This is a genomic window from Amycolatopsis sp. cmx-11-12 (assembly GCF_046269425.1).
Classification (GTDB): domain Bacteria; phylum Actinomycetota; class Actinomycetes; order Mycobacteriales; family Pseudonocardiaceae; genus Amycolatopsis.
In genome coordinates this window covers 191829-212696 of the sequence record NZ_JADNQM010000011.1, presented here as the reverse complement: position 1 = coordinate 212696, position 20868 = coordinate 191829, and the positions used below count along the sequence as shown (strand labels likewise).

Here is a 20868-nt window from a genome sequence, read left to right as displayed (position 1 = left end):
GGCCTTTCCTGTCGATTCCGACAGCTCGGCCTAAGAAAACCTTCAGGTTGGGTGGTTACCTTTCAACCATGACGACGCCTCAGGTCACCGCCAGGCCCCCGCTGGCCCTGCTGGCCGCCGTGGTCTCGGTCGCCGGCGGAGCGCTGCTGATCCTGCTGTTGCAGGTCCTCCCCGCCACCAGCGACATCAGCCCGGTCCGCCGCACCATCAGCGAATACGCGCTGAGTGAGAACAAATGGATCTTCGACGTCGCGGTCCTGCTGGTCGCGTTCGGCTCGGCGATCGGCTTCGGCGCGCTGATCCGCCGCAAGCATCTCCCCGCGCTCTCCGCGGCGTCGGTCTTCTGCGCGCTCTGGACGTTGAGCCTGGTGGTGATCGTGGCGTTCCCCAAGAACAACTGGGCGATCGGGCCGAGCACCGGCGGGACCGTGCACCGGATCGCGAGCGTCGTGGCCTTCGTCTGCCTGCCGCTCGCCGTGTATTTCGCCGCGAAGGCCGTCTTCCCCTCCTCTCCCGCGCGCCGCGTGGTGACGCGGGTCCTGGCGGTGGCGGCGCTGGCCTGGTTCGGCGTGATCCTCGGGGCGATCGTGGTCTCGATGAACGGCGGCAGGCCGTGGTGGCAGGCGATCCCGCTGGGGCTGGTCGAACGCGCGATGGCGTTGACCGGGCTGATCGCGCTGGCGTCACTCCTGATCCCGGCCCGAGTGGTCACGACCGAGCCCGAGGCCTTGCAGGTCGCGTCCTGAGCGGACGCGTTCATCGCCGCGCGGGAGCCACTCCGGGCGCGAGATCGGCACCGTCCTCGTCGTCGTCCTTGCGCAAGCGCGCGGTGCAGACCGACAGGTGCACCACGTTGGCCCGCTTGTGATGGCGGTACACATGGACGTCGGTGGCGAAGCACGCAGCGGCGAGCAGTGCCCGCCGCTGCTCGATGCGCTCGTAGCCGACCCCTGCCGGGCAGAACACCGTGATCTCGATTTCGTCACCCCGTGGTCTGGTCCACAGGATCACCGGCAGTTTGCCGTCGAGCGTGCACACCCGCGCACGGGCGAATCCGGTCCGCAGCCGGTGTTGCACCACGACCGACCGGAGCCGGTCACGGATGAACCCGCGCGCCGAGCGCCAGTAGAACAACCAGTTGGCGACACAGAACAGCACGACCGCTGCCCAGATCGGGCCGACGGCCTGGAACAGGGTGAACAGCGCATACGGGACGACGAGCAGCGCGCCGATCTCGTAGCGCCAGTGATAAAGGGCGGTGAACGGGTTGGGCCTCCTGACCACCGTGACCTCGCGGGCCAGCTCGGCGATCGCCTGAGGTTCCTGCCAACGGCTCATGACCTTCCTCCTGTCCGTCCGGCGGTTTGTTCGGCGGACACCGCCGCCGCGGGAATGGAGCGGACGACGCCGGCACCGGCGCAGTCCGGGCATACGGCGTCCTCGTAGGGCCACCAGCCCGTGCCTCCGCAGGGTTCGCACGCGTGCACGGTGTCCCAGCGGGGATCGCGGTAGACGCGGCGCCTGCTCTTCGGCACGCGAGTCACCTGCCAGCCGCGCGCGGCGGCCCTCGCGTCTTCGTCTGTCGCGAAAAGCCAGTTGTGGAAGCGTTCGAGAAGCCGATCGAACCAAGATCGAGGTACGTCCGTGTGGTACTCGTGGTGGGTCATGGAGTTCACCCCCGATGCGGCGAAGCTCGGACTCGGGTCGGCACACACGACGCCTACTACGACATTCGTGTGGCCCGCAGACGGCTCGAACCGGCTCGGATGCGCAGCGTCACTTCCACATGGCTGACAGCATCCGCTTTCCGATCGCGCCCGGGTCGTACCGGCCCCTGCCGCCAGGTGGGTCGCGCACGCCGGGACCAGGCAGAACAAGTCGGACTGGAGCGTTCGACACGATGTGACACGACCTTGACCGACGCGCCAGCGCGGTCCGATTCTCTTGCTGTACTCTCCCCGTTGTGTGCACGTTCAGTCACCGCCCTACATTGCCTACGCGAGGTAGGTAAGCCCGTGTCTAGTGCCTACATGAAGCCTACATCGGCCGGGGACCGGCCGGTAAGTCCTGATGCGGAAACCGTTACCGCATCAGGTGTCGGACGCGAGCTGCGGCGACTGCGCAAGGCCGCGGGGGAAACGCAGGCACAGACCGCCAGGATCATCGGGGTCACGAGGGCGAACCTGACCCAGTGGGAGACCGGCAAATACCTGCCGTCGACGCACAACGCACGTCAGCTCGACGACCACTTCCGTGCCGCGAACGCGCTGTTCAAGCTGGTGGAGACGGCGCGATCGCCCCAGGACCACACGCCGTCCACCGTCGGTGACGCGGGCGTCGTCGAGACCTCCCGTTCCCTGTTGCAGGTCTTCCACACCGTCGGCGCCAGACTCGCCGATCACCTGATCCGCGACGACAGTGGCAAGCCGCTCGGCTGGCGGCACAACCTGCAGAAGACCACCGGCCCGAAGGCGCTCAGCACCGCCTACGGGATCAACGCGATGCTGGTGGTAGGCGATCCCTACATCGACCTACATACGCTGGCCGAAGATCTCTACCACCTGCAAGCGGAACACGGCTGGCGAGGCCGCGCGGGCGGCAAGCGGCCGGAGACCACCGCGTCGGTGGTGGACGCGCTTTTCCGCACCAGCACCATGTCCGCCGACGAAGGGCTGGACCTGCTCGAGGGGTCGCTCGACCCGTACAGCCGGACCCGCCCGTACCTTTTGTCCGCCGTGTTGCACACGGCGGTCCGGCTGCGGCCGGACGCCCCGCTGACCGACCGGCTGATCGACGCCCTCCTGGCGGCCCGGCTCGACTTCGACGGCTCACAGCTGTGGCCGGAGAAGAACGAAGCAGGCCTCGTCGCCCCGGAGGCTTCGGTGGTGCACACCGCGCGGTCGGTCGTCGCTCTGCGGGACGTGCTGCGCAGCCGTGAAGATCGCAACGACGTCCGGGAGGCGGCCGACGAAGCCACACAATGGCTCATCGACCGCTCGCATTCGGACGACGGCGTGGCCGAGGATCTCGAAAGGCCTCGTCCCGACGGTGACGGAACGACCCGGATCATCATCCGGCACTTCACCTCCGCCTGGGTCGTCCAAGCACTCGCCACCGCCCCCTTCCTGCCACTCCCCCGGCTCAACCGGGCGCTCGGAACCCTCTGGGAGCGCTATGACGCCGATCAAGGGCTGTGGGCCTGGGGAAGCGGGGACCTACCCATCTGGCAGACGCTGGACGCCGTCACAGCCCTCCGCGCGGCCGCGCTCGCCGTCGCCGCGCCCCCGCTCAGCCCTCCCGGAACCCCAGGTACGACTTGATGATCGACACTCCGCCCGCGTTCCTCCGCGGTGTCACCGGCACGCGACCCCGCGACGGCGACGCGGACCTGCCCTGGCTGCGCACGGTGGCGCACCGGGTCCAGGAAGACCCCGGCACTTTCCTTTCGTGGCTTGAGGAAATCCTCGACGACGAAGAGGCCGTCCGTGCCGCGGCGAAGCGTTCCTACTGGCACCCCAACGGGTTCGCCAAAATGGTGCTCCACGCCTCCGCCGATTTCCGGATCCGGCTCCACGTCTGGCCGGAATCCGAGGAGCCGTCCCGCGGCGAGTCCAATCCGCACAGCCACCGGTGGGAGTTCGCTTCGACCATCATCGCGGGCGAAGGCATGCACATGGTCGAGTACCGCGAAACGACCGAAGGCGGGAAAGCGCACGACCGGTACCGCTACGGTGCCGATCCGGCGAATCCGGCCGCTCTGCTCGCCGACGGGGAAGCCCGGCTCGCGGTCGAGAAGATCCCGCACGTCCGGCGCGGCGAGGTCTACGCGTGTGACACCGACGTCGTGCACACCGTCCGGCCGATCGACGCGGGATTGACCGCGACGGTGGTGATCCAGGGCCCGCATCGCACCCCCACCACCGTCGTCTACTGCGAGCCGGGCCAGACCGACGACCAGCCCAACGGCGAGCTGACCGAGGCCGATTTCCGGGTGCTCGTCGGTGCCGTCGCGAAGGCGGTGGCGTCATGCCGTTGACCCTGCGCCGCGGGATCCTGACCGACCGGGCGATCAAACGCGCGCACCGGAACGGGGAACTCACCATCACCCCGTTCGAGCCCGCCCTCGTCCGGCCCGCCGCGATCAGCCTCCGGCTCGGCCATGAGGCGTTCGCGCTGGAGTCGACCGGAACCGTCGACATCGCCGACCGGAGCACCTATCCGGAACTCCGGCCGAAGGAACTCGACGCCGAAGGCAGGCTGTGCGTCGAACCCGGCGAGGTCGTTCTCGCGCCGACGCTGGAGAAGATCGGGCTTTCGGGGAAACTCGCCGGTCTCGTCGACGGCACGAGTGACTACGCGCGGCTCGGCGTCAGTGTCGTCCTGTGCGGTCAGGTCAGTCCCGGTTTCGGCAGTGAGAACGGCGCCGTGCTGACCCTGGAGATCGTGAACCACCTGCGGCATCCGGTGCTCCTGCATCCCGGCGCGCGGATCTGCAACCTCATGCTGTTCGCCTCCACCGGCAGCGATCAGCCCTACGGCACCCTGCCGCACAACTACTCCAGCGACCACACCGTGGCCCCGTCCCGATTGGCGGATCATGTCGGGCGTAACTGAGATCTCCCCCGTCGGCGACGACGTCCGCCTCGGCGACCTCGGGGAACACGCGATCCTGAAGCACATCCTGCGGCCGCGCTACGGCGGTGTCCGCGGGTTCGGTGACGACTGCGCCGTCCTCGATGCCCCGGAAGGGCTTCGCGGTGAACTGGTCGCCACCACCGACAGCTGCCCCACCCCGCTGGTCACCATTCTGGGTGAAACGGACCCGTATCACGCCGGCTGGCTGCTGGCGACGATCAACCTGTCCGATCTGGCGGCGGCGGGCGCCACTCCGCTCGGGCTGGTCGTCAACTACACCCTGCCGAAGACGACCACGGCTGGCGAGTTCCGGCGGCTCCTCGACGGTGTGGACGACTGTGCCCTGGCGCAGGGAACGAAGGTCGTCGGCGGCGACCTCCGGGACGGCCCGGTCCGGCAACTCTCCGCGACCGCCATCGGCCGGTGCGTCCCCGGGAGCAGGCTCGGCCGCACGGGCGCCGAGGCCGGCGATCGCCTGCTGCTGGTCGGTTCTCCTGGCTACCTCTGGGCGTACGCGTTGCTCGTCGAAGAACAGGCTCGGCTCCCCGAGTCGCTCGCCGCCGAGATCCGCGAACGCGCCTGCCGTCCGATGGCGCAGGTGACCGCCGGACGAATGCTCGCCACGACCGGGCTGGCCCGTGCCGCGATGGACGTGTCGGATGGTCTCTTCCCGACCGTGCGGAGCCTCTGCGGCGCCAACGGTCTCGGCGCGCGGATCACCACGGACATCCGACTGGACGACGCGCCCGCCGACGTCTGCGCGCAGTCCGGGCTCGGCCGGTTCGAACTCGCGCAGGCCTGGGGTGACTGGACACTCGTGGTCGCCGTGCGGCCGCAGGACGTCGAACTCGCCAAGAAAACCCTTGCCGGGGAAGGGATCGCCGCCCAGGAGATCGGCACCTTCGTTCCCGGTGCGGAAGGCATCTCGCTGGACGACGGCGAGCCTTGGGAAGGAATCGCGCAGGAGCGGTTCTCGCCCAGTTCGTGGCACGGTGGCGAACTGCGGCAGCTGATCACCGACGTCCTCGGCAGGCGCGCGGGCTAGTTCCGCGGACGACACGGCGTGACTCGCGTGCTTGAGTACCGCACTCACGTGCTCAGAGACGGAACTCGCGTGCTCAGAACCCGCACACGCGAGTTCGGTCTTCAGGCACGCGAGTGCGGTGTCCAAGCACGTGAGTTACGTGCTTGAGCACGTGAGTTACGCCTCCGGGCTAGAGGATCTCGATGTATCCGTCGGTTCCGTTCACCCGGATCCGCTGCCCGTCCTGGATCGTCTTCGTCGCGCGCTCGACTCCGACGACGGCGGGCAGGCCGTACTCGCGGGCGATCACCGCGCCGTGGGTCATCAGGCCCCCGACTTCCGTCACCAGGCCCGTGATCGCGACGAACAGGGGCGACCAGCTGGGGTCCGTGTAGGCCGTGATCAGGATGTCGCCCGGTTCGAGGTCGGCGTCAGCCATGTCCAGGATGACCCGCGCCCGCCCTTCGACGGTCCCGGCGGAAACCGGCAGGCCGACCAGCGCGCCGGACGGCAGATCGTCGCGCCGGTACGTTCCGGCGACGGCCTCACCGTCCGAAGTGAACACCCGGGGCGGCGTAAGCGTTTCATAGGACTTGAATGCTTCTTTGCGCTGTCGGATGAGCTCGTCGTCGACCTGGTTCGTGCGCACGACTTCCTGGAGTTCCTGGAATCGCAGGAAGAAGATGTCCTCCCGCTCCCCCAGCAGGCCGTCCCGCACCAGTCGCTCGGCCTCGGCCAGCAACGCCTGCTTGTACACGAAGTAGCGGCTGACCATGCCGTACTTCGGATACTCCCGGTACCCGCTGAACGTCCGGACGCGCTCGATCATCCGCCGGGTTTCGTCGGCCTTCTCCTCCCCGTCCGGCAGGGTCCGCAAGCGTTCCAGCAGTTCCTGTTCCTTCGCCAGCGCCTCCTGCCGCCCTTGCTCGAACCGGCGTTCACCGGCGCCCGGCTCGAAGTTCTTGACGTTGGCGAGGATCAGCGGCAGGAGCGTCGTGGGACGTTCGCTCCACCGAGGCCTCGTGATGTCGATTTCACCGACGCAGCGCACGCCGTATTTGTCGAGATAAGCCTCGATGGCGTCTCGTGCTTCCGGCCCGCCCGCGAGCCCGGCCAGCTCGTCCAGGAAGTCCTCGTCCTCGACCTCGTGCAGAAAGGCGACGACCTCGGGATGCGGGCGGATCGCGTCCGCGACGTCGAGGAGTGCCAGCCCCATCTCCGACGTGACGTTGTGCGGCACGGACTGGGTGAGCGTGTCGGCCGCGTTCTTCTCGCCCAGCCACTCCCGCAAATGCTCGTTGAGCCACCACGTCGTCTGCATCCCCGCCATGATCACCTGATGGCTCCGCGGCTCGAACAGGATCCGCCGCAGCTCCTGCATGTCCGCCAGGATGAAGTCGATCAGCTCCGAGCCCGACTTCGTCCGGATGTCGCGTTTCACCGCGGCGATGGAGTCCTCGCTGAGCCCGATCAGCTCGGTGACGACGGCCGGATCGGTCTCGATCGTGGCGGGCTCGACGCCGGGGATCTGCTGGCCGGCCCCGTCGTCCGGAACCGACGGAATGAAGCCGTCGCGGTCGAGGACGGTCCGCAGCGCGTCACCCATCAGCGGATCGGATTTCCCCATGACGTCCAGGAAACCGGCGCGGCTCGTCGGCGCGGACAGGATCCCGGTGACGTCCACGAACAGGCGGCCGCCCGCCTCCGACATGGGCCGAGGGGTCGTCATCTGCCAGAAGGAGAGCCCCAGTGGCTTCATGGCGTCGGTCATCATCTGCTGATGGCCGACGGAGACGTAGACGTGGTTGGCCTCGTCGTCGACCTCCGGGACGGGGAACAACGTGGTGATCGGACGGCTCTGGACGATCTGGAACTCGTCATCGGCCAGGCACCATTCAATGTCCTGGGGGCGGCCGAAATGCGCTTCGATCCGCCGTCCCAGCCGCTCCAGCCGCACGACCTGCGCGTCCGTCAACGCCGGTTGCTCCTGCTGGCCAGGCTCGATCGGCTGTTCCTGTGTCCCGCCACCCGGTGAGGCGTGGAGTGCGCGCTGCTTCGTCGCGACCATGTTGGCGACGATCTCGCCGTCACGTACCTGGTAGCTGTCCGAGTTCACCAGGCCGGAGACCAGCGCCTCACCGAGGCCGTAGCCGGCCTCCACGGACGAGACCTTCCGGTTGGACGTGACGGGATCGGCCGTGAAGAGGACGCCTGCCGCCAGCGGGAAGACCATCCGCTGCACGACGACGGCCATGTCGACCTTCCGGTGGCCGAAGCCGTTCCGCAGCCGGTAGGTCACGGCCCGCTCGGTGAACAGCGACGCCCAGCAGAGGCTGATGTGCCGCAGGATCTCCGCCGCCCCCACGACGTTCAAGTACGTGTCCTGCTGGCCCGCGAACGAGGCCGTCGGCAGGTCTTCCGCCGTCGCGCTCGATCGGACGGCGTACGCGGCCTGCTCTCCGAGCCCGGCGAGCGCGCCGGTGATCGCGGCCGCCAGGTCGTCGGGGATGACGATCTCTTCGAGGGTCCGCCGGATCTCCGCGCTGTGCGAGCGGAGGGCCTCCCGGTCGTCCGGGTTCAGGCGCGACAGCCGGTCCAGCTGATCGCCGATCGACGGCGCGTCCGCCAGGATCCGCCGGAAGGCGTCCGTCGTCACGCAGAAACCGTCGGGCACCCGGACGCCTTCGATCCGCGAAAGCTCTCCCAGGTGCGCGCCCTTGCCGCCGACGACCGCGACCCGCGTCCGGTCGATCTCCTGGAACCCGAGTACGTAGCCGCCCATGTGTTGTTCACCCTCCGTGTTTTTCGAGTACGGCGGGCGATTCTGCGGCATCACCCGGGTCTTGCCGCAAGCCCCCCAGTGCGTTATACGTTGAAGGGGGCAGGGAGTGGGGGACGTATCCCTCGGTCTCCTCTGGAAAGCAACCGCTTAGTACGGCAGACTCGGCGTCACTTCCACTCGACGACGAGGAGTCCCCCGTGACCGAACACCCCTCCCGCGTAGCGATCGTCACCGGCGCAGGCCGCGGCATCGGCGCGGCCGTTGCCAAGCGGCTCGCTTCCGACGGGTTCGCCGTCGGCCTGCTGGACCTCGACGAGGCGGGCGTCAAGCAGGGAGCCGAAGCGATCGTCGCCGAGGGCGGCAAGGCCGTCGGCGTCGCGCTGGACGTCAACGACGCCGCGCAGGTCGAGGCTGCGGTGACCAGGGTGGCAGAGGAACTCGGCGCGCCGACCGTGCTGATCAACAACGCCGGCATCACCCGCGACAACCTGCTGTTCAAGATGACCGAACAGGACTGGGACTCGGTGCTGGGCGTGCACCTGAAGGGCTCGTTCCTGATGACCCGCGAGGTGCAGAAGTACCAGACGCAGGAGAAGTGGGGCCGCATCGTCAACCTGTCCAGCACCTCGGCGCTGGGCAACCGCGGGCAGGTCAACTACTCCGCGGCCAAGGCGGGCATGCAGGGCTTCACCAAGACCCTCGCGATCGAACTGGGCAAGTTCAACGTCACCGCGAACGCCATCGCCCCCGGTTTCATCGCCACCGACATGACCGCGGCGACCGCCGAGCGGGTCGGCATGTCGTTCGAGGACTTCAAGGCGGCGGCCGCGTCGCAGATCCCGGTGCAGCGCGTCGGCACACCCGACGACATCGCCAACCTCGCGTCGTTCCTGGTGAGCGACGGCGCCGGATTCATCTCCGGCCAGGTCATCTACGTCGCCGGCGGACCGAAGGACTGAGCCATGCGTGAATTCGCCTCCCTGCAGGAGTTCGAGAACGCCGTCGGCGAGCACTTCGGCTACAGCGAATGGCTGACGCTCACCCAGGACCGGGTGAACCTGTTCGCCGACGCCACCGACGACCACCAGTGGATCCACGTCGACGTCGAGAAGGCGGCCGAAGGCCCGTTCGGGGCGCCGATCGCCCACGGTTTCCTGACGCTGTCGCTCATTTCGGGCTTCGTCGGGAAGCTCTACCGGGTCAACGGGCTCAAGATGGGGATCAACTACGGCCTCAACAAGGTCCGCTTCCCTCAGCCGGTCAAGGTGGGCGCGAGGATCCGGGCGGGCGCCGAACTGGTCGAGGTCACCGACGTCACCGGCGGCAAGCAGGCCGTCGTCCGGTGGACGATCGAGATCGACGGCGAGCCCAAACCGGCGTGCGTCGCGGAGATGGTCGTCCGGCTCATCGCCTGAGGAAAGTGACCTCCGGCACCCCGCCGGACCACCACTATCCGACATACCGACTGGTCGGTACTGTAACCGGAAAGCGAGACGCTGGAGGCACGATGAACCAGTCCGACCTGCCGGGCCTCGACCTGGCGAGGCTCAAGGCCCACCTGGACGAGCACCGGCCGGGGCTCGTCCAGGGCGACCTGAGCGGCCAGGTCGTGGAAGGGGGCCGGTCCAACCTCACCTACATCGTGGGCGACGGCCGGTCCCGCTGGGTGGTCCGGCGCCCGCCGCTGGGCCACGTCCTGCCGACCGCGCACGACATGGGCCGCGAGTTCCGGGTGATCTCCGGCCTGCACGGCACGGCCGTCCCGGTGCCGGAAACCTTGCTGCTGTGCGAGGACACCGACGTCATCGGCTCGCGGTTCTACGTGATGGAGTTCGTGGAGGGCACCCCCTTCCGCTCGGACACCGAACTGGCCGCGCTGGGCCCCGCCAGGACGAAGGCGATCGCGGACGAACTGGTCGACACCCTGGTCGAACTGCACGCCGTCGATCCGGAATCGGTGGGACTGGGCGATTTCGGCCGTCCGGAAGGCTTCCTGGAACGCCAGTTGCGGCGCTGGAAGAAGCAACTGGACGGCAACCGTAGCCGCGATCTGCCCGGTGTCGACGCACTGCACGACCGCCTGGCGGGTTCGGTGCCGGTTTCGGGCAAGCCGTCGATCATCCACGGGGACTACCGGCTGGACAACGTGCTGGTGAACGCCGACGACCGGATCACCGCGGTGCTGGACTGGGAGATGTCGACCCTCGGCGATCCGCTGACCGATCTCGCGCTGCTGGTGGCCTACGCCGAACGCGACAAGGTCTCCTTGCAGTTCGTGTCCAACGCCAGTTCCGCGCCGGGCTACCCGCGCAACGACGAGGTGATCGCCCGGTACGCCGAGCGCTCGGGCCGTGACGTCTCCCGGCTCAACTGGTATGTGGGCTTCGCCTTCTTCAAACTCGCGGTGATCCTGGAAGGCATCCACCTCCGCTACAGCAAGGGGCAGACCGTCGGCGCCGGGTTCGACAACATCGGCTCCGGCGTCGTTCCCCTGATCGCGCACGGCAACGAGACTCTCAAGGAAGAGGGATAGAGATGGACTTCGCCTTCGACGCGAAAACCGAGGAACTGCGGGGGAAACTCCTCGAGTTCATGGATTCGCACATCTACCCGGCCGAGGCCGTCTTCGAGGAGCAACTGGCCGAGCGCGACAGTGAATGGTCGCAGCCGCCGATCGTCGAAGAACTCAAAGCCGAGGCACGCAAACGCGGGCTGTGGAACTTCTTCCTCCCCGGCGACCACGGCGCGGGCCTCACGAACTTGCAGTACGCGCCGCTGGCGGAGATCACCGGCCGCAGCCTGCGGCTCGCGCCGACCGCGCTGAACTGCGCGGCGCCGGACACCGGGAACATGGAAGTCCTCACCATGTTCGGCACCGAGCAGCAGAAGAAGCAGTGGCTTCAGCCGTTGCTGGATGGCGAGATCCGGTCCGCGTTCGCGATGACCGAGCCCGACGTCGCTTCCTCCGACGCACGCAACATCGCCACCAGCATCCGGCGTGACGGCGACGAGTACGTCATCAACGGCCGCAAGTGGTACATCTCCGGCGCGATGAACCCGAACTGCAAGATCTTCATCGTGATGGGCAAGACCGATCCGGACGCGCCCGCGCACAAGCAGCAGAGCATGATCCTGGTCCCCCGTGACACCCCTGGCATGACCGTGAAACGCGGTATGCACGTGTTCGGCTACACCGACGGCGACCACGGTGGGCACGCCGAGGTGGTCTTCGAGGACGCCCGTGTCCCGGCGGAGAACCTGATCGCGGGCGAGGGCGACGGGTTCGCCGTCGCGCAGGCCCGTCTCGGACCGGGCCGGATCCACCACTGCATGCGCGCCATCGGGATGGCCGAACGCGCGCTGGAACTGATGTGCCGCCGGGCGCTTTCGCGCGAGACCTTCGGCAAGCCGATCGCCGAACAAGGCGTGGTGCAGGACTGGATCGCCGAGGCGCGGGTCAAGATCGAGCAGCAGCGGCTGCTGGTGCTCAAGACCGCGTGGCTGATGGACACCGTCGGCAACCAGGGCGCGCACACCGAGATCCAGTCGATCAAGATCTCGACGCCGATCACCGTCGAGTGGATCCTGGACAAGGCCGTGCAGGTGCACGGCGCGGGCGGGGTCAGCCAGGACTTCCCGGTCGCCGAGATGTGGGCGCAGGTGCGGACACTGCGGCTGGCCGACGGCCCGGACGAGGTGCACAAGCGCTCGCTGGCGCACCGTGAACTGAAGAAGTACCGCGGAGAGGCCAAGAAGTGACGACACCTCAGGAACTCAAGCGGCGCGTGGCCGACCTGCTGGCCGCGTATCCGCCGGAAAGCACGCCGCGCCAGGACTTCCTCGACGCGAGGTTCGACGCCGGGCTGGCGTGGATCCACTTCCCCGAAGGCCTCGGCGGCCTGAACGCGCCGCGCTCACTTCAGTCCCTTGTGGACAAAGAACTCGCCGCGGCGGGCGCGCCGGACAACGACAAACGGCGGATCGGGATCGGCCTCGGCATGGCCGCGCCGACCATCCTCGCCTTCGGTACCCCGGAGCAGCACCAGCGCTTCCTTCGTCCACTGTGGACCGAGCGGGAGGTGTGGTGCCAGCTGTTCAGTGAGCCCGGCGCCGGCTCCGACCTCGCCGCGCTGGGCACCCGCGCGGTGCGCGACGGCGACGACTGGGTGGTCACCGGGCAGAAGGTGTGGACTTCGGGCGCGCACAAGTCGCAGTGGGCCATCCTGGTCACCCGCACCGATCCCGACGTGCCGAAACACCGTGGCATGACGTACTTCGTGTGCGACATGACCGCGCCGGGTGTGGAGGTCCGGCCGCTGCGCCAGATCACCGGTGAGGCCGAGTTCAACGAGGTCTTCCTCAGCGAGGTCCGCATCCCCGACGCGCACCGCCTCGGCGCGGTCGGCGAGGGTTGGAAGGTCGCGCAGACCACGCTGATGAACGAGCGTGTCGCGATCGGCGGGGCCGAGTTCCCGCGTGACGGCGGAATGGTGGGCGTCGTCGCGGAAACCTGGCGCGAGCGCCCGGACCTGCGGACGTCCGAACTGCACGACCGTCTGCTGAAACTGTGGGTGGAGGGCGAAAGCCTGCGCCTGGTGAGTTCGCGGCTGCGGCAGCAACTCGCCGCCGGTGCGCCAGGGCCGGAGGGTTCGGCGGTCAAGGTCGCGTTCTCCGAGCTGAACCAGGCCGCGTCCGGGCTGGAGATCGAACTACTCGGTGAGGAAGGCCTGCGCTACGACGACTGGACGATGCGGCGTCCCGACGGCGTGAACTTCCTCGGCCGCGAAGCCGGCTACCGCTACCTGCGCGCGAAGGGGAACTCGATCGAGGGCGGCACCTCGGAGGTCCTGCGCAACATCATCGCCGAACGCGTGCTGGGACTGCCGTCCGAGCCGCGGATCGACAAGGACGTCGCCTGGAAGGACCTGCCCCGATGAGCGACCTGCTGTATTCCGAGGTCGAAGAGGACCTTCGCGCCAGCGTCCGCGACCTGCTCAAGGACCGCGCGGAACCGGCCACACTGATCGCCAGGACCGAGACGGCGGAACCGTACGACCTGAAGTTGTGGCGCACGCTCGCCGCCGACCTCGGCGCGGCGGGCCTCGCCGTGCCGGAGGCTTTGGGCGGGCATGGCGCTTCGGCGCGTGAAGTCGCTGTCGTGATGGAGGAACTCGGGCGCAGCGTCGCTCCCGTCCCCTATCTCGGCAGCGCCGTCCTGGCGACGTCCGCCTTGCTGGCGACCGACACTTCGCAGGCGGAAGTGGCGGAAAAACTCGGGAAACTGGCCGCTGGCACGCTCATCGGCGCGCTGGCCGTCCCGCTGTCGACCGCTCCCGGCGCCGAGTTCCCCTCGACCGTCAGCGCGGCGGCGGACGGCACGCTCAGCGGCCAGGTCCGCAGCGTCGTCGACGCTTCGGTGGCTGAACTGCTCGTCGTCCCGGCGGTGGGGCCCGACGGCCCCGGCCTCTACACCGTCGACACGGCTTCGCCGGAAGTGACGATCACCGAGGCTATCTCGCTGGACCTGACCCGGCGCATCGCCGACATCACCTTGGAGAACGCGGCCGCGAAGCGCGTCGCCGACTCCTCGGCGGCGTCCGCGCTGGACACGGCGCTCACGACCGCGGCGGGACTCCTCGCTTCGGAACAACTCGGGATCGCCGAATGGGCGCTGACCGAAACGGTGCGTTATCTCAAGGAGCGCTACCAGTTCGGCCGTCAGGTCGGATCGTTCCAGTCGCTGAAGCACCGGCTGGCGAACCTGTACACGGATCTGGTCAACGCCAGGGCGACCGCGCGCTACGCCGCCGACTGCCTGGCTTCCGGCGACGACATCGCGATCGCCGTCGCGGTGGCGCAGGCCCGCAACTCCCCCATCGCCGTCCACGCCGCCGAAGAGGCGATCCAGCTGCACGGCGGGATCGGCATGACCTGGGAGCACCCCGCCCACCTGTACCTGAAGCGCGCGAAGAGCGACGAGATCGCTTTAGGCACTCCTGGACGGCATCGCGCGGCCCTCGCGCCACTGATCGACCTGCCCGCCTGATCCTCCCGGCGGGGTCCGCCCCGGAAAGTGTCGGACCCCGCCGGTAAAACCTGTTCGAACATCAGAGCGAACAGGGAGTCACCATGAAACTGCTCGTGGCCACCTCGAAGACCCAGGGTGCGCGGGAAAACGACTTCAACGACTGCGTCGAAGGCGAACTGATCTGGATCGCCCCGTGCTGCGACGACGGCGACGCCTCACCCGATTCCGAATGCGGTTGCAGCCGGTCCTTCGGCGGCCTGAACTCGCACGCCGGGACGACGACGGCGCTCGTCGCGGAGCTGCCCGGCTTCACCTATTACGACTACACCGAAGCGCTGCGGTCGAGTCTGGCCGCACAGGGCTGGCCTCCCGAAGGCGCCGACGAAGTGGCGACCGGGCTGCTCGCCTTCACCTCCGGATGGGAGGTGGGAACGGTACTCGAACGCCGCCGCAACTGGTTCGCCGAGCGCCTCGTCACCGCGCCACCGGGGTGAAGACTATTCGGGTCGCAGCGCGGCCAGCAGGAGATCGGCGAAGTGGTCGCCGATCTGGCGGGCCGAGAGCGCGCCGCCCCGCCGGTACCAGGAACCGAGGTGGTGCACCGAGCCGAAGAAGAAGTCGACGATCACGTCGGCCGGTTTGTCCGCGCGAAATTCGCCGGACTCCTGGCCTTCTTCGATCAGCGTACGGAACCGCTCGTGGTACTTGCGGCGTTCCGCGCGGACGGCCTTCTGCTTCTCCACGCTGAGCTGGTGCATGGACTGCATGAAGATCGTGTTGTCGTCGAGGTTGTCGATCGTGCTGACGACGACGTCGGAGCAGGCGGAGCGCAGCCGCTCTCGCAGTGGCGCCTCGCTCGAGGCCACCTTTTCCAGTTGCTCGGTCTGCGCGCGCAGCACCCGGGCGTAGATCTCGTAAAGGAGGTCGTCCTTGGAGCCGAAGTAGTGATACATCGCGCCCTTGGTGACCCCGGCCGCCTCTACGATCTCCTGCACGGAGGTGCGGTCGAAACCCTTCTTGGCGAAGAGCTTCGTGGCGTGCGACAGCAGACGGCGCGGCACGGCGGCCTGGTCGTCGCCGCTCGCCTCGGCCGTCCCCGCCTTGCGGGTGGTCGCTCGTGTCATACCGGCTCCTTCTCGTGCGGACACTCAGCATACCGGCCGGTTTGTCGACGCCCTGGGAGCCGCCCCGCGCCGGGCGTGCTCGCCAGGGCGGGGCCGCTCCGGGCGTTTCGCACCCGGAGCGGCCCCGCACGGATCAGACGGTTTCGCGCGTGGACACCGCGTCCTTCTCGGCGGCCAGCGCGGTGCACGTGCGCACCCACAGCTCCCAGCCGCGCAGCGCCTGGTTGCAGTTCCAGCCGGTCCAGCGCATCGCCTGCGCGCCCTCGTTGCCGGCGCGGTTGCAGGCGGTCTTGCTGCTCCAGCCCTCACTCTGCTTGCGGTACGGCGTGCACGAAGCCGCCGCGACGTCACCCGACGCCTCGGCAGCACACGGCTCCGCGGTGCTCGCCATCGCCGATCCCGCGGTGAGTACCGAACCCGCGAGGGTCACGGCGAGAACGGCGCCACGAAGCACGAAACGTTTGCTCATTGAGTTTCCTTACCGCGAGCAAGACCCCGCACTCACAGTGGCCGATTCCCCGGCGAAGATCAACCGTGCGCGGCCCCGGAAATCACTCGCCGGCGAGCTGCTCCACCTTGCGCTGCAGTTTGTTCATCCCGCCGAGCCAGCGGTCGGTCTGCGTGGCCCGCGCGGCGTAGTAGTCCGCGACCTCGGGGTGCGGCAGCACCAGGAAACGTTCGGCCTCGATGGCCTCGAACAGCGAGTCCGCGACCTGCTCCGGCTGGATCGCCGACGCGCCCATGAGCAGTTCGCCCGCGGGGCCGGTGTTCTCCAGCATCGCCGTCCGCACCCCTTGCGGGCAGATCGCCTGCACCGTGAGCCCGCGATGCCGGTAGGTCGCCGACAGCCATTCGGCGAAGGCGAGCGCGCCGTGTTTGGTCACCGAGTACGACGCCGAGCCGAGGGTGGTCAGCAGTCCCGCCGCCGACACCGTCGAAATGAAGTGCCCGCGGCCGCGCTCGAGCCACGGCGGCAGCAACAGCCGCGACGCGCGCACGTGCGCCATCACGTTGACGTCCCAGATCCGCGCCCAGTCCTCCTCGGGCGCGTCGACGCCGCCCATCGGCGCGATCCCGGCGTTGGCACAGAAAACGTCGATCTCACCGAGGGTTTCGCGTGCGGCCTCGATCAGCGACGCGACCCCGGCCTCGCTGGCGGCGTCACCGGCGACGGCGGTTCCGCCGATCTCCTTCGCGACCTCGGCGGCGGCGTCCCCGTTCAGGTCGCCGACGACGACATTGGCACCCTCGGCGGCGAACCGGCGGGCGAGGGCGGCGCCGATGCCGCCGCCTCCGCCGGTGATGACGACACCGGATCCGGTGAACGACGCGGTCACAGGCCACCCGCCAGCGTCACTCCGCCGTCGAGGACGATCGTCTGCCCGGTGATCCAACCCGACTCTTCCGAGAGCAGGAACGACACGGCGCTCGCGATGTCGGCAGGCACTCCGAGTCGCTTCATCGGGTACGACGCCGAGACCTCTTCCTCACGGCCTTCGTACAGCGCGGTCGCGAACTTGGTCTTGACCACGGCGGGCGCGACGGCGTTCACGCGGATCTTCGGGCCCAGTTCGAAGCCGAGTTCCTTGGTGAGCCGGATCAGCGCGGCCTTGCTGACGCCGTACATGCCGATCCCGGGCGACGCGCCGAGCCCGGCGACGGACGCGACGTTCACCACCGCGCCGCCGTGCTCCCCCATCCACGCGTCGCGCGCCCGGCGGGTCCACGAAAGCGGCGCGAGCACGTTGACTGCGAAGATCTTCGCGGCGGCTTCGGGCTCGATGTCCAACGTCGGTCCGTACACCGGGTTGATACCGGTGTTGTTGACCAGCATGTCCAGCCTGCCGAAGGTCTCGATGGTCTTGGCGACGGCCTCGTCCTGGTGCGCGGTGTCGTCGGCCTTGCCGGGGACGGCGATCGCGACCGCCTCACCGCCCAGTTCGGCGACGGCCTCGGCCAGCGGCTCCGGCTTGCGCGCGGTGATGCACACCTTCGCGCCGCGCTCGACCAGGTCCTTGGCGATCCCGAGGCCGATACCCCGGCTCGCGCCGGTGACGATCGCGACGCGATCCTTGAACGAGTTCACTCTGTCGATCTCCTCTGTGTTCACCAGCGAGCGTAATCACTAAGCGAGCGCTCACTTACAATGGAAAGGTCCGGAGGCGGTGTCAAGCCCACCATCCGGTGCAAGCCTCTGGGAGGATCTGCGGATGACCATGTCGCTGTCGGCCGAACTGTGGCCCGACGTCCAGCCGGAAACGGCACGGCGGCTGATGCTGGCCGGGGTCGAATCCTTCGCCCGGCGTGGCTATCACGCGACCACCACCCGGGACATCGCCTCGGCGGCGGGGATGAGCCCCGCGGCGCTGTACGTGCACTTCCCGTCCAAGGCCGCGTTGCTGTTCGCGATCTCCAAGTACGGCCACGAGCAGACCCTCTCACTCGTCGAGAGCGTCGTCGCGCGGGAGACCGACCCGGTCGAGCGAATCCGGCTGCTGGTCGAGGACTTCGTGGCCTGGCACGCCCGGCGGCACACCGTGGCGCGCGTCGTGCAGTACGAACTGCACGCGCTCCCGGACGAGGAGTTCGAGATCGTCGCGAAGCTGCGCCGCCGCATCGAGCAGATCGTGCGCGAGGTCATCACCGAAGGCTCCGCGGCCGGGGTGTTCACCGTCGGCGACCCGCACACCGCCGCGCGCGCCGTGCTTTCGCTCGGCGTCGACGTCTCCCGCTGGTACAGCGACCGCGCCCGCCAGACCCCGAAGAAGCTGGGCCAGGAGTACAGCGAGCTGGTGCTCCGCATGCTCGGCACGAAACTCTCCTGACCGGGTACTGAGTCGGCCTCCGTCGGCGATACCGCCACCAGAGTGACATACCAACCGGTCGGTATCGAGAAATACCCGTTGAGACGTTGACCACATACTAAGCGGTTGTTAACTTGCCCGGACCCGCAGCGCCGAGCGAAGGGAACACCGATGGCAGACAGCGCACAGCACGCCCCGGAACCCACGATCACCGTGTCCCAGCGCAGGCGGGCCGCGACCGCCGCGGCGCTCGCCTCGTCCGTCGAGTGGTACGACTACTTCGTCTTCGGGATCGCCGCCGCACTGGTCTTCGGGAAGACCTTCTTCCCCACCACCAACGCGGCGGCCGGTGTCCTCGCCTCGTTCGCGACCTTCGCGGTCGGCTTCCTCGCCCGGCCGCTCGGCGGGATCATCGCGGGCAGCCTCGGCGACAAACGCGGCCGGAAACCCGTGCTGGTGCTGGCGATCGCGCTGATGGGTGCGGCGACCACGCTGATCGGCCTGCTCCCGACCTACGACACGATCGGCATCGCCGCGCCGATCCTCCTGGTGCTGCTACGGCTCGTGCAGGGGGTCGCGGTCGGCGCGCAGTGGGGCGGCGCGATGCTGCTCGCCACCGAATACGCGCCACCCGGCAAACGCGGCCTCTACGGCAGCCTGGTCCAGCTCGGTGTCCCGATCGGCGTGGTGCTGGCGAACACGGTGTTCCTGATCGCCGCGCAGGTCGCCCCGCCGTCGGACTTCCTCACCTGGGCGTGGCGCATTCCGTTCCTGGTCGGCATTCTCGTGCTCGGACTGGCCTGGTACATCCACGTCAAGATCGACGAGACCCCGGAATACCGCCGTGCCGAGGCGAAACTCGCCGCGGAGGAACGCGGCCGCGCCAAGTCGCCGCTGCGCGCCGTCCTGCGCGACCACAAGGGCACCGTGCTGCTGGCGGGCGGTTCGTTCATGGTCAACACCGCCACCTTCTACATCCTGCTCAACGGCGTCCTCGACTACGCCACCCGCCATCTGGGGATGTCGCGCACCACCGTGCTCGTCGCGACCTTGCTGATCAGCACGTTGCAGCTGGCGATCATCCCGCTGTCGGCGAAACTGTCCGACCGCATCGGCAGGCTGAAGATCTACACCTTCGGCGCGGCCGGTGTCGCGCTCTGGGCGATCCCGATGTTCCTGCTGATCGACACGGCTTCGCTGCCGCTGTTCGTGGTCGCCTCGTTCGTCGGGTCGCTGTTCCTCGGCATCATGTACGGCCCGCAGGCGGCGCTGTTCGCCGAACTGTTCACCGCCGAGATGCGGTACACCGGCGCCTCGCTCGGTTACCAGATCAGCGCGGTCGTCGGCGGCGGGCTCGCGCCGTTCATCATGGTGCTGCTGCTGGAATCCACCGGGACCTCGATGTCGGTCTCGCTCTACATCATCGTGCTGGCGCTGATCTCACTCGGCTCGATCGGTCTGCTGGCCAAACGCGCCAAGCGAGCCGCACAGTCCACTTCGGACTCAGACGACCGCGCGCGCGAACCGGTCGGCGACCAGCCGTAGCCGCTCCTTGACCTCGTCCGGCGCCTCCTCCACGACGAAGTCGACGTCCCAGTGGGCGAGGTAGTACGGCATCACGGAAAGGTCGTTGGAGCCGACCCTGACCCGGCAGGTGTGCTCGTCGATGGCCTCGATCATCCCGACGGTCGGTGACACGTGTTCGGCGAGCGCGGTCGCCGAGGTGTTCACCCGCAGCACCATCTGGTGCGGATACGGCGACGACGTGATCCCACGGGAGACGTAGGCCGCGAGGTCCTCGGCGGGCGGTTCCCTCGGTGTGAAGCGGAAACTGGTGTCCGGGACGCCGTCGATGCGGTCGACGCGAAAGGTCCGCCAGTCGTCGCGGTCGAGATCGAACGCGACCAGATACCACCGGCGCCCGGTGTGCACCATCCGCAGCGGCTCGATGTACCGCTCGGTGACGTCGCCTTTGTGGCCGCGATAGCCGAACCGGAGCCGCTGATGGTCGCGGCACGCGGACGCGATGACCGTCAGCGCTTCCGCGTCGATGACCGGGACGACACCGCCGAGCGGGATCATCGCGGAGTTCAGCGCGGTCACCCGGTGCCGCAGCCGGGCGGGCAGCACCTGCTCCAGTTTCGCGAGCGCGCGGACCGAGGTCTCCTCGATCCCCGACACCGTCCCGTTCGCGGCCGTGCGGAGCCCGACGGCGACCGCGACGGCTTCGTCGTCGTCCAGCAGCAGCGGCGGCAGCGCGGCCCCCGCACCGAGCCGGTAGCCGCCCGCGACCCCCGGCGTGGCGTGCACCGGATAGCCCAGCTCCCGCAACCGCTCGACGTCACGCCGGACCGTGCGCACGTCCACTCGCAGCCGGTCGGCCAGATCGGCGCCCGGCCAGTCGCGCCGCGCTTGCAGCAGGGACAACAGTCTCAGCAGCCGTGCCGACGTGCCCGTGGTCATCGGTTCGC

At 68.6% G+C, this 20868-nt stretch carries 22 protein-coding genes; 14 read left to right on the top strand and 8 right to left on the bottom strand.

Features of this window, described 5'->3' with window-relative positions:
- Positions 1-68: 68 nt before the first annotated feature.
- Entirely contained in the window at positions 69-746 is a 678-nt protein-coding gene (locus ACLARN_RS18145) for a DUF998 domain-containing protein (protein ID WP_409492587.1), read from the top strand.
- A gap of 10 nt (positions 747-756) precedes the next feature.
- Here the strand turns inward: ACLARN_RS18145 and ACLARN_RS18140 are convergent, their stop codons facing one another.
- Both ACLARN_RS18140 and ACLARN_RS18135 read right to left on the bottom strand, forming a co-directional pair.
- Positions 757-1338, bottom strand: coding sequence for a hypothetical protein (locus ACLARN_RS18140; RefSeq protein ID WP_409492586.1), 582 nt, complete (start codon positions 1336-1338; stop codon positions 757-759).
- Positions 1335-1667, bottom strand: coding sequence for a hypothetical protein (locus tag ACLARN_RS18135; RefSeq protein ID WP_409492585.1), 333 nt, complete (start codon positions 1665-1667; stop codon positions 1335-1337). The genes ACLARN_RS18140 and ACLARN_RS18135 overlap by 4 nt, the downstream gene beginning before the upstream one ends.
- Positions 1668-2030: 363 nt before the next feature.
- On the opposite strand from ACLARN_RS18135, the gene ACLARN_RS18130 reads away from it, so the two are divergent.
- From ACLARN_RS18130 to ACLARN_RS18115, 4 genes are read left to right on the top strand one after another with little or no spacing between them, the layout of a single operon-like run.
- Positions 2031-3320 carry a helix-turn-helix transcriptional regulator gene (locus ACLARN_RS18130; protein WP_409492584.1) on the top strand — a complete coding sequence of 430 codons (1290 nt, stop codon included), beginning with the start codon at positions 2031-2033 and terminating at the stop codon, positions 3318-3320.
- Positions 3320-4036 carry a hypothetical protein gene (locus tag ACLARN_RS18125; RefSeq protein ID WP_409492583.1) on the top strand — a complete coding sequence of 239 codons (717 nt, stop codon included), beginning with the start codon at positions 3320-3322 and terminating at the stop codon, positions 4034-4036. Before ACLARN_RS18130 ends, ACLARN_RS18125 begins: the two co-directional genes overlap by 1 nt.
- A complete protein-coding gene (gene dcd, locus ACLARN_RS18120; protein WP_409492582.1) occupies positions 4027-4614 on the top strand; it encodes a dCTP deaminase in 588 nt (195 codons plus the stop codon). The genes ACLARN_RS18125 and dcd overlap by 10 nt, the downstream gene beginning before the upstream one ends.
- Positions 4598-5680, top strand: coding sequence for a thiamine-phosphate kinase (locus ACLARN_RS18115; protein ID WP_409492581.1), 1083 nt, complete (start codon positions 4598-4600; stop codon positions 5678-5680). The genes dcd and ACLARN_RS18115 overlap by 17 nt, the downstream gene beginning before the upstream one ends.
- 169 nt (positions 5681-5849) lie before the next feature.
- Here the strand turns inward: ACLARN_RS18115 and rph are convergent, their stop codons facing one another.
- The gene (gene rph / locus ACLARN_RS18110) at positions 5850-8441 is read right to left on the bottom strand and encodes a rifamycin-inactivating phosphotransferase (RefSeq protein WP_409492580.1); all 2592 of its coding nucleotides are present in this window, start codon (positions 8439-8441) and stop codon (positions 5850-5852) included.
- A gap of 197 nt (positions 8442-8638) precedes the next feature.
- Between rph and fabG the strand changes: the two genes are divergently transcribed.
- The 7 genes from fabG to ACLARN_RS18075 all read left to right on the top strand — a co-directional run bounded on the left by fabG (position 8639) and on the right by ACLARN_RS18075 (position 14963).
- Positions 8639-9400 carry a 3-oxoacyl-ACP reductase FabG gene (gene fabG, locus ACLARN_RS18105; RefSeq protein WP_409492579.1) on the top strand — a complete coding sequence of 254 codons (762 nt, stop codon included), beginning with the start codon at positions 8639-8641 and terminating at the stop codon, positions 9398-9400.
- Between the two features lie 3 nt (positions 9401-9403).
- Positions 9404-9856 (top strand): MaoC family dehydratase, encoded by a 453-nt coding sequence (locus ACLARN_RS18100; RefSeq protein WP_409492578.1) that lies wholly within the window; start codon positions 9404-9406, stop codon positions 9854-9856.
- A 92-nt stretch (positions 9857-9948) separates the two neighbouring features.
- Positions 9949-10974 carry a phosphotransferase family protein gene (locus ACLARN_RS18095; RefSeq protein WP_409492577.1) on the top strand — a complete coding sequence of 342 codons (1026 nt, stop codon included), beginning with the start codon at positions 9949-9951 and terminating at the stop codon, positions 10972-10974.
- A 2-nt stretch (positions 10975-10976) separates the two neighbouring features.
- Entirely contained in the window at positions 10977-12200 is a 1224-nt protein-coding gene (locus ACLARN_RS18090) for an acyl-CoA dehydrogenase family protein (RefSeq protein WP_409492576.1), read from the top strand.
- Entirely contained in the window at positions 12197-13378 is a 1182-nt protein-coding gene (locus ACLARN_RS18085) for an acyl-CoA dehydrogenase family protein (RefSeq protein ID WP_409492575.1), read from the top strand. The genes ACLARN_RS18090 and ACLARN_RS18085 overlap by 4 nt, the downstream gene beginning before the upstream one ends.
- A complete protein-coding gene (locus ACLARN_RS18080) occupies positions 13375-14487 on the top strand; it encodes an acyl-CoA dehydrogenase family protein (RefSeq protein WP_409492574.1) in 1113 nt (370 codons plus the stop codon). The genes ACLARN_RS18085 and ACLARN_RS18080 overlap by 4 nt, the downstream gene beginning before the upstream one ends.
- An 83-nt stretch (positions 14488-14570) precedes the next feature.
- Positions 14571-14963, top strand: coding sequence for a hypothetical protein (locus ACLARN_RS18075; RefSeq protein ID WP_409492573.1), 393 nt, complete (start codon positions 14571-14573; stop codon positions 14961-14963).
- A 3-nt stretch (positions 14964-14966) separates the two neighbouring features.
- Here the strand turns inward: ACLARN_RS18075 and ACLARN_RS18070 are convergent, their stop codons facing one another.
- The 4 genes from ACLARN_RS18070 to ACLARN_RS18055 all read right to left on the bottom strand — a co-directional run bounded on the left by ACLARN_RS18070 (position 14967) and on the right by ACLARN_RS18055 (position 17679).
- On the bottom strand, positions 14967-15593 hold the full coding sequence (locus ACLARN_RS18070) for a TetR/AcrR family transcriptional regulator (RefSeq protein WP_409492572.1): 627 nt from the start codon (positions 15591-15593) through the stop codon (positions 14967-14969).
- Between the two features lie 133 nt (positions 15594-15726).
- Positions 15727-16062 (bottom strand): hypothetical protein, encoded by a 336-nt coding sequence (locus ACLARN_RS18065; protein ID WP_409492571.1) that lies wholly within the window; start codon positions 16060-16062, stop codon positions 15727-15729.
- 82 nt (positions 16063-16144) lie between these two features.
- Positions 16145-16930 (bottom strand): SDR family oxidoreductase, encoded by a 786-nt coding sequence (locus ACLARN_RS18060; protein WP_409492570.1) that lies wholly within the window; start codon positions 16928-16930, stop codon positions 16145-16147.
- Complete coding sequence (locus ACLARN_RS18055) at positions 16927-17679, bottom strand: SDR family oxidoreductase (protein ID WP_409492569.1); 753 nt, start codon at positions 17677-17679, stop codon at positions 16927-16929. Before ACLARN_RS18055 ends, ACLARN_RS18060 begins: the two co-directional genes overlap by 4 nt.
- A 124-nt stretch (positions 17680-17803) precedes the next feature.
- Here ACLARN_RS18055 and ACLARN_RS18050 point away from each other — a divergent pair, with 124 nt between their 5' ends.
- A complete protein-coding gene (locus ACLARN_RS18050; RefSeq protein ID WP_076165617.1) occupies positions 17804-18418 on the top strand; it encodes a TetR/AcrR family transcriptional regulator in 615 nt (204 codons plus the stop codon).
- 150 nt (positions 18419-18568) lie between these two features.
- A complete protein-coding gene (locus tag ACLARN_RS18045) occupies positions 18569-19942 on the top strand; it encodes an MFS transporter (RefSeq protein WP_409492568.1) in 1374 nt (457 codons plus the stop codon).
- On the opposite strand, the gene ACLARN_RS18040 is transcribed toward ACLARN_RS18045, so the two are convergent.
- Positions 19901-20860 (bottom strand): helix-turn-helix transcriptional regulator, encoded by a 960-nt coding sequence (locus ACLARN_RS18040; RefSeq protein WP_409492567.1) that lies wholly within the window; start codon positions 20858-20860, stop codon positions 19901-19903. The genes ACLARN_RS18045 and ACLARN_RS18040 overlap by 42 nt on opposite strands.
- Positions 20861-20868: the final 8 nt, after the last annotated feature.